Source organism: Microbacterium sp. MYb54 (assembly GCF_002979515.1).
Classification (GTDB): Bacteria; Actinomycetota; Actinomycetes; order Actinomycetales; family Microbacteriaceae; genus Microbacterium.
This window is the reverse complement of sequence record NZ_PCPA01000001.1, coordinates 122,244-136,862: the sequence shown is the minus strand read 5'-3', so window position 1 is coordinate 136,862 and position 14,619 is coordinate 122,244. Positions and strand designations below refer to the sequence as shown.

The 14,619-nt window shown below is 67.6% G+C and carries 15 protein-coding genes; 6 read left to right on the top strand and 9 right to left on the bottom strand.

Annotated features, from left to right (window positions below; all coding sequences use genetic code 11):
• Positions 1–9: 9 nt before the first annotated feature.
• From CQ040_RS00645 to CQ040_RS00635, 3 genes are read right to left on the bottom strand one after another with little or no spacing between them, the layout of a single operon-like run.
• Positions 10–771: an SDR family oxidoreductase gene (locus CQ040_RS00645; protein WP_105525549.1), complete on the bottom strand. Its 762-nt coding sequence runs from the start codon at positions 769–771 to the stop codon at positions 10–12.
• Complete coding sequence (locus CQ040_RS00640; RefSeq protein WP_105525550.1) at positions 771–1,247, bottom strand: dihydrofolate reductase; 477 nt, start codon at positions 1,245–1,247, stop codon at positions 771–773. The genes CQ040_RS00645 and CQ040_RS00640 overlap by 1 nt, the downstream gene beginning before the upstream one ends.
• Positions 1,244–2,053: a thymidylate synthase gene (locus CQ040_RS00635; protein ID WP_028502812.1), complete on the bottom strand. Its 810-nt coding sequence runs from the start codon at positions 2,051–2,053 to the stop codon at positions 1,244–1,246. Before CQ040_RS00635 ends, CQ040_RS00640 begins: the two co-directional genes overlap by 4 nt.
• Positions 2,054–2,170: 117 nt before the next feature.
• Between CQ040_RS00635 and CQ040_RS00630 the strand changes: the two genes are divergently transcribed.
• The 3 genes from CQ040_RS00630 to CQ040_RS00620 all read left to right on the top strand — a co-directional run bounded on the left by CQ040_RS00630 (position 2,171) and on the right by CQ040_RS00620 (position 3,688).
• The gene (locus CQ040_RS00630) at positions 2,171–2,581 is read left to right on the top strand and encodes a thioredoxin family protein (RefSeq protein ID WP_105525551.1); all 411 of its coding nucleotides are present in this window, start codon (positions 2,171–2,173) and stop codon (positions 2,579–2,581) included.
• Positions 2,582–2,602: 21 nt separating this feature from the next.
• Positions 2,603–3,181 (top strand): DUF4395 domain-containing protein, encoded by a 579-nt coding sequence (locus CQ040_RS00625; protein ID WP_105525552.1) that lies wholly within the window; start codon positions 2,603–2,605, stop codon positions 3,179–3,181.
• A gap of 81 nt (positions 3,182–3,262) precedes the next feature.
• On the top strand, positions 3,263–3,688 hold the full coding sequence (locus CQ040_RS00620; RefSeq protein ID WP_105525553.1) for an OsmC family peroxiredoxin: 426 nt from the start codon (positions 3,263–3,265) through the stop codon (positions 3,686–3,688).
• Positions 3,689–3,703: 15 nt separating this feature from the next.
• On the opposite strand, the gene CQ040_RS00615 is transcribed toward CQ040_RS00620, so the two are convergent.
• Both CQ040_RS00615 and dapB read right to left on the bottom strand, forming a co-directional pair.
• Positions 3,704–4,138: a hypothetical protein gene (locus tag CQ040_RS00615; protein WP_105525554.1), complete on the bottom strand. Its 435-nt coding sequence runs from the start codon at positions 4,136–4,138 to the stop codon at positions 3,704–3,706.
• The gene (gene dapB / locus CQ040_RS00610) at positions 4,138–4,878 is read right to left on the bottom strand and encodes a 4-hydroxy-tetrahydrodipicolinate reductase (protein ID WP_105525555.1); all 741 of its coding nucleotides are present in this window, start codon (positions 4,876–4,878) and stop codon (positions 4,138–4,140) included. Before dapB ends, CQ040_RS00615 begins: the two co-directional genes overlap by 1 nt.
• 243 nt (positions 4,879–5,121) lie before the next feature.
• Between dapB and CQ040_RS00605 the strand changes: the two genes are divergently transcribed.
• Positions 5,122–6,048 carry a patatin-like phospholipase family protein gene (locus CQ040_RS00605; protein WP_105525556.1) on the top strand — a complete coding sequence of 309 codons (927 nt, stop codon included), beginning with the start codon at positions 5,122–5,124 and terminating at the stop codon, positions 6,046–6,048.
• A 1-nt stretch (position 6,049) separates the two neighbouring features.
• On the opposite strand, the gene CQ040_RS00600 is transcribed toward CQ040_RS00605, so the two are convergent.
• From CQ040_RS00600 to CQ040_RS00590, 3 genes are all read right to left on the bottom strand, one after another.
• Complete coding sequence (locus CQ040_RS00600) at positions 6,050–6,652, bottom strand: histidine phosphatase family protein (RefSeq protein WP_105525557.1); 603 nt, start codon at positions 6,650–6,652, stop codon at positions 6,050–6,052.
• Positions 6,653–6,721: 69 nt separating this feature from the next.
• Positions 6,722–7,750 carry an aldo/keto reductase gene (locus CQ040_RS00595; RefSeq protein WP_105525558.1) on the bottom strand — a complete coding sequence of 343 codons (1,029 nt, stop codon included), beginning with the start codon at positions 7,748–7,750 and terminating at the stop codon, positions 6,722–6,724.
• Between the two features lie 219 nt (positions 7,751–7,969).
• Entirely contained in the window at positions 7,970–10,246 is a 2,277-nt protein-coding gene (locus CQ040_RS00590) for a polyribonucleotide nucleotidyltransferase (protein WP_105525559.1), read from the bottom strand.
• 359 nt (positions 10,247–10,605) lie between these two features.
• On the opposite strand from CQ040_RS00590, the gene CQ040_RS00585 reads away from it, so the two are divergent.
• The gene (locus CQ040_RS00585) at positions 10,606–11,916 is read left to right on the top strand and encodes a UDP-glucose/GDP-mannose dehydrogenase family protein (RefSeq protein WP_105525679.1); all 1,311 of its coding nucleotides are present in this window, start codon (positions 10,606–10,608) and stop codon (positions 11,914–11,916) included.
• Between the two features lie 19 nt (positions 11,917–11,935).
• Here CQ040_RS00585 and CQ040_RS00580 read toward each other — a convergent pair whose 3' ends face one another.
• The gene (locus CQ040_RS00580) at positions 11,936–13,876 is read right to left on the bottom strand and encodes a GDSL-type esterase/lipase family protein (RefSeq protein ID WP_105525560.1); all 1,941 of its coding nucleotides are present in this window, start codon (positions 13,874–13,876) and stop codon (positions 11,936–11,938) included.
• A 140-nt stretch (positions 13,877–14,016) separates the two neighbouring features.
• Between CQ040_RS00580 and CQ040_RS00575 the strand changes: the two genes are divergently transcribed.
• Positions 14,017–14,601, top strand: a complete 585-nt coding sequence (locus CQ040_RS00575; RefSeq protein ID WP_105525561.1) for a DedA family protein — start codon at positions 14,017–14,019, stop codon at positions 14,599–14,601.
• Positions 14,602–14,619: the final 18 nt, after the last annotated feature.

The window sequence follows — 14,619 nt, the reverse complement described above, 5'->3', positions numbered from 1 at the left end:
GCCCGAGGATCAGACGCGGCCGCGACGCGCGACGCCGGAGGTGAGCGAGCTCGGCAAGACGCGCGTCAGAGCCACGATCACCTTGTACCGCAACGACGGAACGGAGACTGACCTGCCGCGAGCGGCGTCACGCAGACCGGTACGCACGACATCGCGCGCATTCAGCCACATGATCCCTGGCACGCCCTCCTCGCCGACGGTGAGCCCCATGCGCTCGTGGAACGACGTATGCGTGAATCCGGGGCACAACGCCGTCACGGAAACGCCGTCCCTGGCATACTCCGCATTCGCCCAGCGGCTGAAGCCGATGAGCCAGGCCTTGCAGGCGGAGTATGTCGACCTCGAGATGAAGCCGGCGACGGACGCCACGTTGATGATGCGTCCTCCGCGTCCGCGCATGGACTGCAGGGCCGCGTGCATGAGACGCATCGAAGCTTCTACGTGCAGGCGCAGGTGACGCACCTCGTCGTCGATGTCGTTGTCGGCGAACTGCAGGGGAAGCCCGAACCCGGCGTTGTTCACCAGGAGATCGATGGGGTCCGCCTTGTCGCGCAGTCGCTCGGCGACCTTCTCGACTCCGGCTTCCACCGCCAGATCGGCGGAGATGATCTCGACCGCGACGCCGTACTCACTTCGCAGCTCCGCGCCCAGAGTCTCGAGCGCATCCTCGGAGCGCGAAACCAGGACGAGATCGGCGCGACGACGCGCGAGCTGGCGGGCGAATTCGGCGCCCAGTCCGGCGCTGGCTCCGGTGATGAGTGCGGTGGGCATCAGCGCTCGTATCCGAGGAAGCGGTAGCGGATGCCGGTGCGCGAGGTATGCCACTCCCCCTCGTCGACGAGGCGCCATCCGGTCTTGGCCGGAGCGTAGGCATCGCCGGCGACTTCGAGATCGAGCTCGGTGACCTCGAGCCGATCAGCATCCCCGATCACCTGTCGGAAGATCTCCGCACCGCCGATGATCCAGACCCTCTCGAGTCCGCGCACGGCTTCGGCGACGGTGGCCGCTCGGCGCGCGCCCTCCTCGGACCAGTCCTGCTGTCGGGTCACGACGATGTTGTCGCGGCCGGCGAGCGGCCGGAAGCGCTCCGGGAGGGAGTCCCAGGTCTTGCGCCCCATCACGACGGGAGCGCCGAGGGTGACCTCTTTGAAATGAGCCAGGTCTTCCGGCACGTGCCAGGGCATCCCGCCCTCGGCACCGATCACGCCACCGTCCGCCTCGGCCCAGATCAACCCGACCCAGGTCATACCGCCACCGCCGCCCTGATCGGCGCGTGATGCTGATAGTTCTCCACGACGAAGTCCTCGTAGCGGTAGTCGAGGATCGATTCCGGCTTCCGTGCGAAACGCAGCGTCGGGTACTCGTACGGCTCGCGGCTGAGCTGCTCACGCACCTGCTCGACGTGATTGTCGTACACGTGGCAGTCGCCGCCCGTCCAGACGAAGTCTCCGGGCTCGAGACCGACCTGTTGGGCGATCATCATCGTGAGCAGCGCATACGAGGCGATGTTGAACGGCACCCCGAGGAACATGTCGGCGCTTCGCTGGTAAAGCTGGCAGGAGAGCTTGCCGTCGGCGACGTAGAACTGGAACAGGGCATGACAAGGGGCGAGGGCCATGTCGGGGATATCGGCCGGATTCCAGGCCGAGACGATGAGCCGTCGGGAGTCGGGCGAGCGCCGGATCTGCTCGATCACCTCGGACAGCTGGTCGATGCTCCCGCCATCCGGCTTCGGCCACGACCGCCACTGCACCCCGTAGACGGGGCCGAGATCGCCGGACTCGTCTGCCCACTCGTCCCAGATCGTCACGCCGTTCTCGCGAAGCCAGCCCACGTTGGAGTCGCCCTGCAGGAACCAGAGGAGCTCGTACGCGATCGACTTGAAGTGCACGCGCTTCGTGGTGATGAGCGGGAATCCCTTCGACAGGTCGAAGCGGATCTGGCGCCCGAAGACACTCGTCGTGCCGGTCCCGGTGCGATCGGACTTGTGCGTGCCGGTCTCCAGCACGTCACGGAGCAGGTCTTCATAAGGAGTCGGGACGGCTGCGCTCATGACAGCCACGATACCTTCCCCACCCGCGCCAGGGGCGATGCCCCTCCCGCACGGACAGGTTCGTCATGGTCGGAAACATCGGCCCGCACGCCCCGTCGGGCGACGTACTCTCGACCCATGTCACCCGTGCTCGCCCTCGGGATCGCCGCAGCGCTCCTCGCGCTCGCCACGGTCGTCGGCGTCGTGCTGCGCCGCCGCGATGGACGCCGACGCTCCGGCGGAACACTCCGGTTCGATCCACTGGATGCCGCCACAGAACTCGGTTCGCATGCGACCCTGGTGCAGTTCAGCACCGAGATGTGCGCGCGGTGCCCGCAGGTGAGGCGCTTGCTCGGCGACTATGCGGCGGACCACGACGGGCTCCGACACGTGGAGGTGGATCTCACTCACCGTCCTGATCTCTCGACGCGCTACAAGGTGCTGCAGACTCCGACGACCTTCGTCGTCGACGGGGCGGGAGCCGTCCGCGCCCGATTCCACGGCGTTCCACACCGGCACGCCCTCACCGAAGCCATCGCCGCCATCTGAGGCGCGAGATCTGGAGCACGCATGAGCACTCCCGCAGGCATCGATCCGCGCGGCCCCCGCTTCGCGGCCACCATCACGGCAGTCCTGCTGCTGGTGGCGACATTCCTGGCGCTGACCGGCATCTCGACCGAGCGGGCCGGCACCGCCACCTTCGGCTGGTTCGCCTATCAACCTCTGGCGGATGCCTCCTTCACGCCCACCGGGTGGGCGATCTCATCGGCTTCTGTCGGTCAGCGGGCCCTCGACCCGGGCTTCCTGCTCACGGTCGTCATCGCTCTCCTGTTCCTGTGGGGCGTCGCCGCACCGCGGACAGCTCCCTGGGCCGTGGCCTTCCGCACGCTCGTGCGCCCGCGCCTCGCACCGCCGTCGGAGCTCGAGGACCCCCGTCCGCCACGGTTCTCCCAGGGCGTCGGGCTGTTCGTCGTCGGCATCGGACTCGTGCTGCACCTCCTGGGCGTGCCGTGGGCACTCCCGATCGCCACGGCTGCCGCGTTCATCGCCGCGTTCCTCAACGCCGCTTTCGCGTTCTGCCTGGGCTGCCAGCTCTACCTCCTGCTGCAGCGCGCCGGCGTCGTCGGTCGTGAGGCCACCGTGTCCTGAGCACTGTTCCCCCACCTGCGGGCGCTCGCTAGGCTGGCCGGGAGTCGCCGCTGCACCCGCAGAGCGAGAACCGGAGGAATCATGCCCGTCACCAGCGAAGCCGCCAGCACCTGGACCGGATCGCTCATGGAGGGATCCGGCACCGTCGCGTTCTCGTCGTCGAAACTCGGCACCTTCCCGATCAACTGGAAGGCTCGCAGCGAGGGCAGCGACACGACGACCACGCCGGAAGAGCTCATCGCAGCTGCGCACGCATCCTGCTTCAGCATGGCTCTCTCGCACGCGCTCGCCGAGAACGGGACCCCGCCGGAACGTGTGAACACGACGGCATCGGTCACTTTCAAGCCCGGCGTCGGCATCACCGGCAGTCACCTCAACGTCAACGCGACCATCCCGAACCTGACGCCCGAGGCGTTCCAGGAGATCGCGAACGGCGCCAAGACCGGTTGCCCGGTCTCGCAGGCGCTCGCCGGTATCGAGATCACCCTCGAGGCGACCCTCGCCTGAACACTCCTGTCAGGGTCAGCGGCGCGAGAGGCTGATGGCCTCGCGGATGCTGGCCCTGGCGTCTTTGCGGCGTCCGGCGGCGTCTTGGACGACGCCCAATCGATAGCGCGCGCGCCAGTCATCGCCCGCTGATTCAGCTTCAGCCGTGTACCGCGCGATGAGTGCATCCGCATCAGCGCGAGCGATGCGTCCGCTCGGCGTCAGCTCCGTCTCGACCGGGGGCATCCCGCCCTCCGCATCGAGCAGGCGTCCGAGACGATCCGCTCCGAAGCCGAACATCATCTCCCGTACCAGTGCCCAGGCCCCGATCGGAGCGAGCACGACGAGGGTGATCCCCATACCGATGGAGATGGGCGAGCCGACCGAGATGAACATCACCGCGAGCCAGATCGCGACGGCGAGATAGACGAGCAGAGCCGCGGCCATCAGGCCGACGCCGATACGCGACATCACGACCGGATGCCGATGTCGATCATGTGCTCGAGGCCGACGACCACGCCGGTGGCCTTCAATGCGAACGGCACGGAGAGCCGGATGCCCGGCGCATAGGCGAGCGCCGAGTCGGTCGTGTCGTGCGTGAACGTGAGCGACTCGCCGGGTCCCGAGAGGATGACCTCCTGCTTGGCAACGACCCCGGGACGACGCAGCGAGTGGATCGGAACGCTGCCGACCTGCTGGCCTCGGGCGCGCTGATCCGCGTGCGGTGCGCTGACCGGTCCCTGCTCCGCACGGGCCGCCGCGATCAGCTCCGCGGTGCGAACCGCCGTACCACTGGGAGAGTCGATCTTCGTCTCGCGGTGTGCTTCGACGATCTCGGCGGAGCCGAAGAACGGTGCCGCCGCCGCCGCCAGCGCAGAGCCGAGAACAGAGCCGAGCGAGAAGTTGGGGATGAAGACCGCTCCGGTACCCGCTGCTTCGACGAGAGGACGCACCAGGGCGATCCGCTCCGCTGACCACCCCGACGTCGCGACCAGCACATTGATGCCACGCTCCACGGCGGCGCGGACGACCTCGATGCTCACCTGAGGGGTCGAAGCATCGACCACGAGATCTGCGCCTTGAAGTTCGGAGAGGTCGCTTGACGAGGTCAGCACACGGGTCACCTCGAACCCCTCGAGCTCATCGATCACCGCACCGATGATCGTGCCGAGCTTCCCGGTTCCGCCGACGAGTGCTACCTGCGTAGTCATGCGTCCAGTCTATTTCGCGGGCAGCCGGGTCTGGCCCGGGGCGCGCGGGCCTGACGTAGTCCGGAACCTCCCTCGATCCTCGACGTCATGCGACGTGATACCGTTCCGAGGTCGCGATCCATCGTCTGGAGGTGAGTCCCATGAACGCAGTATCCCTGATGGGTGCTCCCTCTCTTCACACTCTCGCGCGACGCCGGTAGTCGAGATCGGGAGCCCCGCCACGCATTCGCGAAAGGCACTCCCATGAACAACACCTTCTCTCCCTCCTCTTCCACGAATGAGGGAAACACGACACAGCGCGCGCTCGTCCTCGGCGGAGGCGGCTCAGCGGGCAACGCCTGGCTGATCGGCGTGGTCGCCGGCCTCGCGGATGCCGGACTCGACGCGAACGCCGCCGATCTGATCGTCGGCACGTCTGCCGGAGCGACCGCAGCGGCCCAGATCACCGGTACTTCACCGGCTCAGTTGTTCGACGACGTCATCTCCAGCGCTGTGAGTCCACACGCGACCCCGAGCGGACGTGCGACGGCGCGCGGCCAGAGCGGTTCGGCCGCAGCTCATCTGGAGCGGACTCAACGAATCATCGACGCCTCACGAGACGTCGAGGATATGCGCCGCAGGATGGGGGCGGCGGCGATCGAGCTGGCCACCACGTCGGCAGGCGCCGGTCAGCGATGGCGGGAGACCGTCGCGGCGCGGCTGCCACGCCCCGAGTGGCCGGAGCAGCGGATACTCCTCACCGCGGTCGATGCGTCAACCGGTGAGCCCGTCGTGTTCGACCGGTTCAGCGGTGTCGCTCTCGTTGACGCCGTGGCCGCCAGTTGCGCCAGCGGTTTCGCCTACGACGTCGGTGCGTCACGGTACATCGACGGTGGCTACCGCGCCAATGCCGAGAATGCCGACCTCGCGCTCGGATACACGAAGGTCCTCATATTGGCACCCTTCGGAGGGGCGTCGAGGATGCCCGTCACGTGGGGCACCCATCTGTCCGCTCAGATCGACCGTCTGCGCTCGCAGGGCAGCAGTGTGCGGACCATCTTTCCGGACGACGAATCACGCGGCGCATTCGGTGAGAACGTGATGGATCCGTCGACGCGCGTGCCTGCCGCTCAAGCGGGCTTCCGCCAAGGTCGAGCCGCGGCGGTGGCACTCACCGACTTCTGGGAGTGACTCAGACCAGAAGCGCGTCGGGGATTCCGGTACGCAGCTCCACCGGAAGGTGACCGGTGTCATTGTGGGTGAGGAGCGTCCACGGACGCCCCTGCTTCTGAGCGATGACCGTCAGCCCGCAGTGCGACTGGTTCAGGGTCATCCACCGCCATTCCGGAGCAGCGAGCACCTCGCGGACGAACCAGGAGATCACGAAGTTGTGCGTGATCAGCACCTCGTGCACGTCGCCGGTCTTGCGCACGAGGAACTCGTTGACGGCGTCAGACATCTGCGCGCGTCCTGCTTCGATCTCGGCCTCGGTCACCGAACCGAAGAACGGCTCGAACACCGCGGGAGTCTCCTCTGTCATCCCGGTGGGCACGCAGTCGAAGAGGAGCGCGGTCGGCTCGGGGTCGACGGACGGCAGGCGTGCAGCGATCGCGCGGGCCGTCTCGTTGGCACGCAGCAACGGCGAATGCCAGACGGCGTCGAGCGGGAGCCCGGAGAGCCGGTCGGCGATCAGCTCGGCCTGACGCTGTCCTCGCGGCGAGAGGGGTCCGTCGGCGAGACCGTGCTCTGCATCCTGATGTTCACCATGTCTGACCAGATATATGTAGTGCGTCACAACTCGCTCGCTTCATCGCCAGCATCCGCCGGGCCTCCCTTCCACCCTATGTCACAGGTGGAAGGATGCTCAGTTGCCTGCCCGGGTCAGCTCAGCGACTTGGCTTCGCGAGAGCGAGACGCCCGCGCCCTGCATGAGCTCGTCGACATGATCGGTTGCGAAAGTGTTCACGATGGGCGCTGCGACCGTGCGCTGAGCGAGCAGCCAGGCCACGGATACGGCGGCCACGGGAACCGCGAGCTCTTCAGCAACCTGATCGAGTGCACGAAGGATCTTGATGCCGCGCCTGTTCAGGTGGCCGCGCAACTGCTCGCCACGAACGCCGCGGGATGTGAGCGCCTTGTTGCGGTGGCGACCGGACAGGAACCCGTGCTCGAGCGCGTGCGACGGCGTGACCGCCAAGTGCTGCGCACCGGCCACGAGACGAAGGTCACCTTCGAAGGGCTGGCGCCTGATGAGGTTGTACGGCGCGTCGATCACCTGGATGCGCGGATAACCGGCCGCGGCGAGGATCCGCGCCTCGACGAGACGCTCCGGCGCGAAACCGAATGCTCCCAGGGCGCCGATCTTGCCGGCGTCGGTGAGCCATTCTACAGTCGCCAGCGTGTCTTCGAGATTCGTGGTCGCGTCGAGGGTGGCGTCGAGGTACAGGACATCGATGCGGTCGACGCCGAGCCTCGTCAACGAGCCCTCCACGGCACGGACGAGGTTGACCGAGCCGAGGCCCGGATTGTCGGCATGAGCTCCGATGCGGACGCTCAGAAGCGCTCGATCGCGACGACCGCGGGAACGTAGCCACTGTCCGATGATGTGCTCGCTGCGCCCGCCGGAGAATCCGTCGGCCGTGTGGATCGCGTTGCCGCCGAACTCCACGTAGCGATCGAGGATGCCGTGACTCGTCTCGAGGTCGACGTTCCAGCCGAACTCCGCGGCACCCAGCATCAGCGGGAATGTCTCGAATCCGGTCTCGCCGAGCGAGACGCGGATGGTTTCTCCTATGCCGGGCCCGACGATCGGAATCGGCGCGGACGGATGCTCCGCACCCTCGTGCTGGGCGCGTTCTGCGGACGCCCCTGCGCCTACGCTGAACAACCGCATACTCTCTCACCCCCGCGTCGGTCGGTGCGTACCGACCTGCGTACCTGCTGGATCTTGCACCCCCCGGTGCGTACTTCGAGGGTAAGCGACATCTGAGAACCTCCCGACCATTCCAGGGAACGGCGCGGAAACGTCCGATAACGATTCGGTCACATCGAAGACGACAGAACCCGGGCCCGCCCTGTGCGGACGGACCCGGGTTCGGTTGGAGCGTCGCGCTTACTCGGCCGCAGCGTCTTCTGCGGGAGCTGCGTCAGCGGCAGCCGCGTCATCGAGCACAGGCTCGAGGGACAGCTTGCCGCGGTCGTCGATCTTCGTGATCTTCACGAGGATCTTCTGGCCGACCGAGAGAACGTCGTCGACGTTCTCGACACGCTTGCCACCGGCGAGCTTGCGCACCTCGGTGACGTGCAGCAGGCCGTCCTTGCCCGGAAGCAGCGAGACGAACGCACCGAAGGTGGCGATCTTCACGACGGTGCCGAGGAACTGCTCCCCGACCTCCGGGTTGGTGGGGTTGGCGATCGCGTTGACCTGGGCACGGGCGGCCTCAGCCGAAGGGCCGTCGGTCGCGCCGATGTAGACGGTGCCGTCCTCCTCGATGGAGATCTGTGCACCGGTCTCGTCCTGGATCGCGTTGATCGTCTTGCCCTTCGGGCCGATCAGCTCGCCGATCTTGTCGACCGGGATCTGCACGCTGATGACGCGAGGCGCGGTCGGCGCCATCTCGTCAGGAGCGTCGATCGCGGCGTTCAGCACGTTGAGGATCGTCAGACGAGCATCGCGGGCCTGGGTGAGCGCACCGGCGAGAACCGAGGTCGGGATGCCGTCGAGCTTCGTGTCGAGCTGGATGGCGGTGATGAACTCACCGGTTCCGGCGACCTTGAAGTCCATGTCGCCCAGTGCATCTTCTGCACCGAGGATGTCGGTGAGCGCCGCGTAGCGGGTCTCACCGTTGACCTCATCGGACACGAGTCCCATCGCGATACCGGCGACGGGAGCGCGCAGCGGCACACCCGCGTTCAGCAGCGACAGGGTCGACGCGCAGACGGAGCCCATCGACGTGGAGCCGTTGGAGCTCAGCGCCTCGGAGACCTGACGGATCGCGTACGGGAACTCCTCGCGGCTCGGCAGCACCGGCACGAGCGCGCGCTCGGCGAGGAAGCCGTGCCCGATCTCGCGACGCTTCGGCGAACCGACACGGCCGGTCTCACCGGTCGAGTAGGGCGGGAAGTTGTAGTGGTGCATGTAGCGCTTGCTCGTCGTGGGCGACAGCGAGTCGATCTGCTGCTCCATCTTGAGCATGTTCAGCGTGGTGATACCCAGGATCTGAGTCTCGCCGCGCTGGAAGATCGCGGAACCGTGCACGCGCGGGATGACCTGCACCTCGGCGTCGAGCGGACGGATGTCCGCAAGGCCACGACCGTCGATACGAGCGCCCTCGGTGAGGATGCGTCCGCGGACGATCCTCTTCGTGACGGACTTGTACGCGGCGGAGAACTCGAGCGGAGCCGCGGCCGGGAGCGAACCCGCCTCGGTGGCCTCGATGAGCTCCGCCTTGACACGGTCCTTGATCGCATCGTCAGCGGTCTGACGCTCGACCTTGTCGGCGATCTGGTAGACATCGCTGAGCTCGGCGAACGCGCGCTCGGAGACGAAGCTGTAGACCTCTTCCGAGTACGGCAGGAAGACCGGGTACACACCCGGCTCCTTCGACGACGTCGCTGCGAGCTCGGCCTGAGCCTTGACGAGCTGGGCGATGAACGGCTTCGAGGCCTCGAGGCCCTGGGCCACGATCTCCTCGTTCGGCTTGGTGGCGCCGGCCTTGATCAGGTTCCAGCTTCCCTCGGTGGCCTCGGCCTCGACCATCATGATCGCGACGTCTTCCGTGCCATCGGCCTTCGTGACGACGCGACCGGCGACGATCAGGTCGAACACGGCCTCTGCGACCTGCTCGGCCGTGGGGAACGCGACCCACTGGTCGGCGTGCTCGCCGTGACCCGGGATGAACGCGAGGCGCACACCGGCGACGGGGCCCGAGAACGGCAGACCCGAGATCTGGGTCGACGCGGACGCGGCGTTGATCGCGAGAGCGTCGTAGAACTCGCCCGGAGCGATCGAGAGGACCGTGATGACGATCTGGACCTCGTTGCGCAGGCCGTCGACGAACGACGGACGCAGCGGACGGTCGATCAGACGGCAGACGAGGATCGCCTCGGTGGAGGGGCGGCCCTCACGACGGAAGAACGAGCCGGGGATCTTGCCGGCAGCGTAGGAGCGCTCCTCGACGTCGACCGTCAGCGGGAAGAAGTCGAAGCCCTCGCGCGGGTGCTTGCCTGCGCTGGTGGCCGAGAGGAGCATGGTCTCGCCGTCGAGGTACGCGGCGACTGCGCCCTGAGCCTGCTGCGCGAGGCGGCCGGTCTCGAAGCGGATGGTGCGGGTGCCGAAGCGGCCGTTGTCGAGAACGGCCTCGGTGGCGGTGATTTCAGGACCTTCCAAGAGGTCTCTCCTTCTTTGTTTAGACTCGCGAATCCATGTGACGCGCGAGCGTGTTCAAAGGAGCTGATCGGAAGGGTTCGGGCGCGCGGGCACTCCCGCGAATCTCGCCTGCGCTGGCCACCAGTAGAAAGCCACCCGACATCCGCCGAGGAACCCACCACAGGGGACCAGCTTCTCCGCCGATCGCTCCATGAGTCGATATGAAGTTGTGCAGTTGACACACGTCAACCTCATCCACCCTACCAGCGCAGACCTCGAATCCTGCGTGTCCGCGCACTCCGCGGATCGGACATGCGCCGGTCACGGCCCGTTCACGCAACGGATGCCGCATGGTGAGGGGCATCCGCTGTCCTGAGTCCATGCGCATGTCTGTGATCGGCTGCGGGTACCTCGGTGCCGTGCACGCCGCAGCAATGGCCTCGATCGGACACGACGTCATCGGCATCGATGTTGATGAACAGAAGGTCGCGATGCTGGCAACAGGCACGGCGCCGTTCTTCGAGCCTCAGCTGTCGGAACTGCTCTCGGACGGTCTGAGAAAGGGACGACTGCAGTTCAGCAGCGTGATGGCGGATGCCGTCGGCTGTGACGTGCACTTCGTCGCGGTCGGCACGCCGCAGGTGCCCGGCGGTCACGCCGCAGATCTGAGATATGTCGACGCCGCGATCGACGCGCTGCTGCCTCACCTCCGCCCCGGTGATGTGATCGCCGGGAAGTCCACCGTGCCGGTCGGCACCGCTGCGCGAATCGCTGGGCGACTGGTCGACACCGGAGCGACGCTCGTCTGGAACCCCGAGTTCCTTCGCGAGGGATGGGCGGTGCACGACACTCTGACGCCGGATCGACTCGTGGTGGGCGCGGAATCCGACGCGGCGGGCGAGCGCGCCGTCGGCGTGCTCCGTCAGGTGTACGCGTCGGCCGTCGAGTCGGGAACACCTTTCCTGGTGACCGACCTCGCAACGGCTGAGCTCGTCAAGGGCGCAGCGAACGCATTCCTCGCCACCAAGATCTCGTTCATCAACGCGATGGCGGAGATCGCTGAGGCCTCGGGCGCGGATGTCGCACTTCTCGCCGATGCGCTCGGCCACGACACGCGGATCGGACGACGCTACCTCGGCGCGGGCATCGGTTTCGGCGGGGGCTGCCTTCCGAAGGACATCAGGGCGTTCGCCGCACGAGCAGAGGAGCTCGGGCGCGGTGAGGCGGTCGGCTTCCTCCGCGAGGTCGACACGATCAACCTCCGGCGCCGCGACCGCGCCGTCCAACTGGTGGTCGATGCACTGGGCGGCCTCGTGTTCGGACGCCGGATCGCGGTCCTGGGCGCGGCGTTCAAACCCTTCAGTGACGACATCAGAGACTCCCCCGCGCTAGATGTCGCCGTTCGCCTGCGCGGACTGGGGGCGGACGTCGTCGTCACCGATCCGGCCGCGATCGACAACGCCGCAGCCGCCCACCCGCAGCTCGGCTACGCGCGCGACCGTGACGACGCGCTGCGTGAGGCCGATGCGGTCGTCGTGGTCACGGAATGGGACGAGTACCGGCGCGACCTCTCCCCGGAACATGCCGGTGGTCTCGTGCGAGGACGCATCATCATCGACGGACGCAACTGCCTCGACTCCGCGGCATGGCGCGCGGCCGGCTGGCAGTACCACGGCATGGGTCGACGCTGACGGCTCCAACCCGAAGGCGTCAGCGGGCGAGCGCGCCCCTGGCCGCCGCCGAGCGACCGAGGTAGACGTAGTCGTCATGCTTCGCCGTGCGGCCATCCCCTGCTGCACGACCGTTCAGGCGACGCCAGACCCACGGCAGCGCGTGTCGGCGCCACCACACCCCTGCACCGATCGACTCGTGCTCGTGCATGGCGGCATCCAAGGCTCCGAGCGCGTCGGCGTCCGGCACCCCGAGCATCTCTCCCGCCCGATAGGCCAGGAACCGGTGGCCCCGGCTGCTCAGGTGCACGAGATCTTCTCCCCAGTTCGGCCGTTCGGCCAGGGACGGATGCAGATCCGTGTCGATCAGGAAGGCTCCGGTACGCGCGGCGATGCCCGTCAGCGCGGTGGCGAAAGCGGCGAACCGCCGCGTGTAGATGAAGGCAGCACGGCGCCCCGGGAGGAACGGCGTCACCAGGAGCACGTCGGCGCCGATCCCCCGCAACGTCCGCACCGTGCCTTCCAGCTCCGCGGCGAGCACCGCGACGTCGACCCGGCGTTTGACCAGGTCGTTGGCCCCGATCAGGATCGACACGAGGTCGGGACGCAGCTCGATGGCCCGCTCCAGCTGGACGCCCGACACGTCACGCACGCGCTTCGATCGGATCGCGAGGTTCGCATAGTGCAGCCCTCCCCGCGCGGCGAGAAGCAACGCGAGACGATCGGCCCAGCCACGCAGCGCCCCGTCCGGCGCCGGATCGCAGAGCCCTTCGGTGAGTGAGTCTCCCATCGCGACGTAGCGGTGCCACCGGCGGGCGGCGACCGGAGCGGACGGTTCCGGACGGACGACGCGGCGAGCGCGGGCACCGGAATCCGCCCGATGCAGGATCCGCGCCTCCTCGAAATGATCGAGGAGCTGGTCGCACACGCTCTCCCAGCTGCGGCCCTGGACTGCTTCGCGGCCGGCTTCGCCGAAAGCTCGCCGCTTGCGGGCATCGCCCGCGAGATCTGTGACCCGCATTCGCAGGTCTTCGAGGTCACCCGGCTTGTACAGCCATCCGTCGATCCCCATCCGTACGAGGTCGAGGGGGCCGCCCCGCCCGGTCGCGATCACAGGCACCCCGCTGGCGTGTGCTTCCTGAAGGGTCTGTCCGAAGGTCTCGCTCTCCCCCGGGTGCACGAACAGATCGAACGATGCCATCGCTGCGGCGAGCGCCGTGCCGTCGAGGTGACCGAGGAACAGGGCGTCTGGAAGCAGGCTCTCGAGTCTGGCCCTGCTGGGTCCGTCGCCGACGATGACCAGGCGTGTTCCCGGGACGTTCCGCAAGGCTGCGAGGTCTTCGACCTGCTTCTCGGGGGCGAGGCGTCCTACGTACCCGATCACGACGTCAGTACCCCACTCGGAGCGGAGCAGGGGATCGTGACGGGACGGTTGGAAGCGTTCGGCGTCGACACCTCTCCCCCAGCGTCGCACCCTGTCCACACCGAGCAGGGCCAGTTGCTGAGCCGCGTCGGCGGATGGGGCCAGCGTCATCGTGGCGCGCCGGTGAAGACGGGCGATATGGGTCTGGGCGATGCCGGTCGTCGCGGCGATCCGATAGCGCTCCGTATACGCGGCCACGTCGGTCTGGTAGGCGGCGACCGAGGGGAGGTCGAGCCGCTCGGCTGCCAGCACGCCCCGCCATCCCAACGCGAAGGGCGAGGCGAGATGCACGACGTCGGGCTGGAACCGACCGAGGGAGGCGGCGATGCGGTGGGCGCTCGACGTGCCCACTCGCACGTGCCGGTATCCCGGCAGCGCGAGACTCGGGATGGCCTCGATGCGTGCGCCGCTGATCTCTGCCGGGGCGCCGGTCGCGGCTGGGGCGATGACGTGCGCCTCGTGCCCCCGTCGTTCGAGGTGTCGCAGGATCTGCAGCACCGAACCGGTGACGCCGTTCATGTGCGGAAGGAAGGACTCGGTGACGATCGCTACTCTCACAGCCTCAGGATGACGGTGGCAGGAGTCTCTGTTCGCCGTAAACGGCCTCCGGCACCGGATGTTCACCTGATGCTGGATCGCGGGTCACCGGCTATCCGTTCGTTGGTTCCCGTTCATCCTCTGCAGGCACTGTGGAGGGTGTGCCGACCGATCTGCTGACCGAATCGCTCACGAGCCCGTGGAGCCTGGTACTGATGAGCGTGTTGGTGGTCGGCGACGCGTTCTTCGTCGTGGTGCCGGGCGAAGTCGCGGTGACCGCCCTCGGCGCTCTCTCGGTGACATCGGGCTCACCGCCGCTCTGGGCTGTCGTCGCCTGCGCAGCGGCAGCCGCGACTGTCGGAGACGCCTGCTGCTACCTGATCGGACGGCTGGTAGGCACCGAGCGCTGGCGGTGGATGCGTACCCCTCGGGTGCAGCAGGCTCTGGGGTGGGCGCGAAACCGGTTGGACGGCGGCATGGCCACCGTGCTGTTCACTGCCAGGTTCGTGCCGTTCGCGCGGCTCGCGATCAACCTGGTCGCCGGAGCCTCGCGCATCCACCCGCCGCGCTATCTCGCCCTGGTCGCCATCGCAGCTACCGGATGGGCGCTTTATCAGGCGGCCGTCGGCGCCACGGTCGCGGCGATCCTCCCGGGTGGCCCTCTCGTCGCCGTGCCGGTGTCGATCCTCCTCGCCGTCGGGCTCGGCGTGCTGATCGACCTGTGTGTACGCCGCACCAGAGGGTGACCCGCCCCACGACGTGCT

Coding starts and splice junctions, on each gene's coding strand:
- CQ040_RS00645 (WP_105525549.1), bottom strand. CDS start 771: ATGCCCACCGCACTCATCACCGGAGCCAGCGCCGGACTGGGCGCCGAA.
- CQ040_RS00640 (WP_105525550.1), bottom strand. CDS start 1,247: ATGACCTGGGTCGGGTTGATCTGGGCCGAGGCGGACGGTGGCGTGATC.
- CQ040_RS00635 (WP_028502812.1), bottom strand. CDS start 2,053: ATGAGCGCAGCCGTCCCGACTCCTTATGAAGACCTGCTCCGTGACGTG.
- CQ040_RS00630 (WP_105525551.1), top strand. CDS start 2,171: ATGTCACCCGTGCTCGCCCTCGGGATCGCCGCAGCGCTCCTCGCGCTC.
- CQ040_RS00625 (WP_105525552.1), top strand. CDS start 2,603: ATGAGCACTCCCGCAGGCATCGATCCGCGCGGCCCCCGCTTCGCGGCC.
- CQ040_RS00620 (WP_105525553.1), top strand. CDS start 3,263: ATGCCCGTCACCAGCGAAGCCGCCAGCACCTGGACCGGATCGCTCATG.
- CQ040_RS00615 (WP_105525554.1), bottom strand. CDS start 4,138: ATGTCGCGTATCGGCGTCGGCCTGATGGCCGCGGCTCTGCTCGTCTAT.
- dapB (WP_105525555.1), bottom strand. CDS start 4,878: ATGACTACGCAGGTAGCACTCGTCGGCGGAACCGGGAAGCTCGGCACG.
- CQ040_RS00605 (WP_105525556.1), top strand. CDS start 5,122: ATGAACAACACCTTCTCTCCCTCCTCTTCCACGAATGAGGGAAACACG.
- CQ040_RS00595 (WP_105525558.1), bottom strand. CDS start 7,750: ATGCGGTTGTTCAGCGTAGGCGCAGGGGCGTCCGCAGAACGCGCCCAG.
- CQ040_RS00585 (WP_105525679.1), top strand. CDS start 10,606: ATGCGCATGTCTGTGATCGGCTGCGGGTACCTCGGTGCCGTGCACGCC.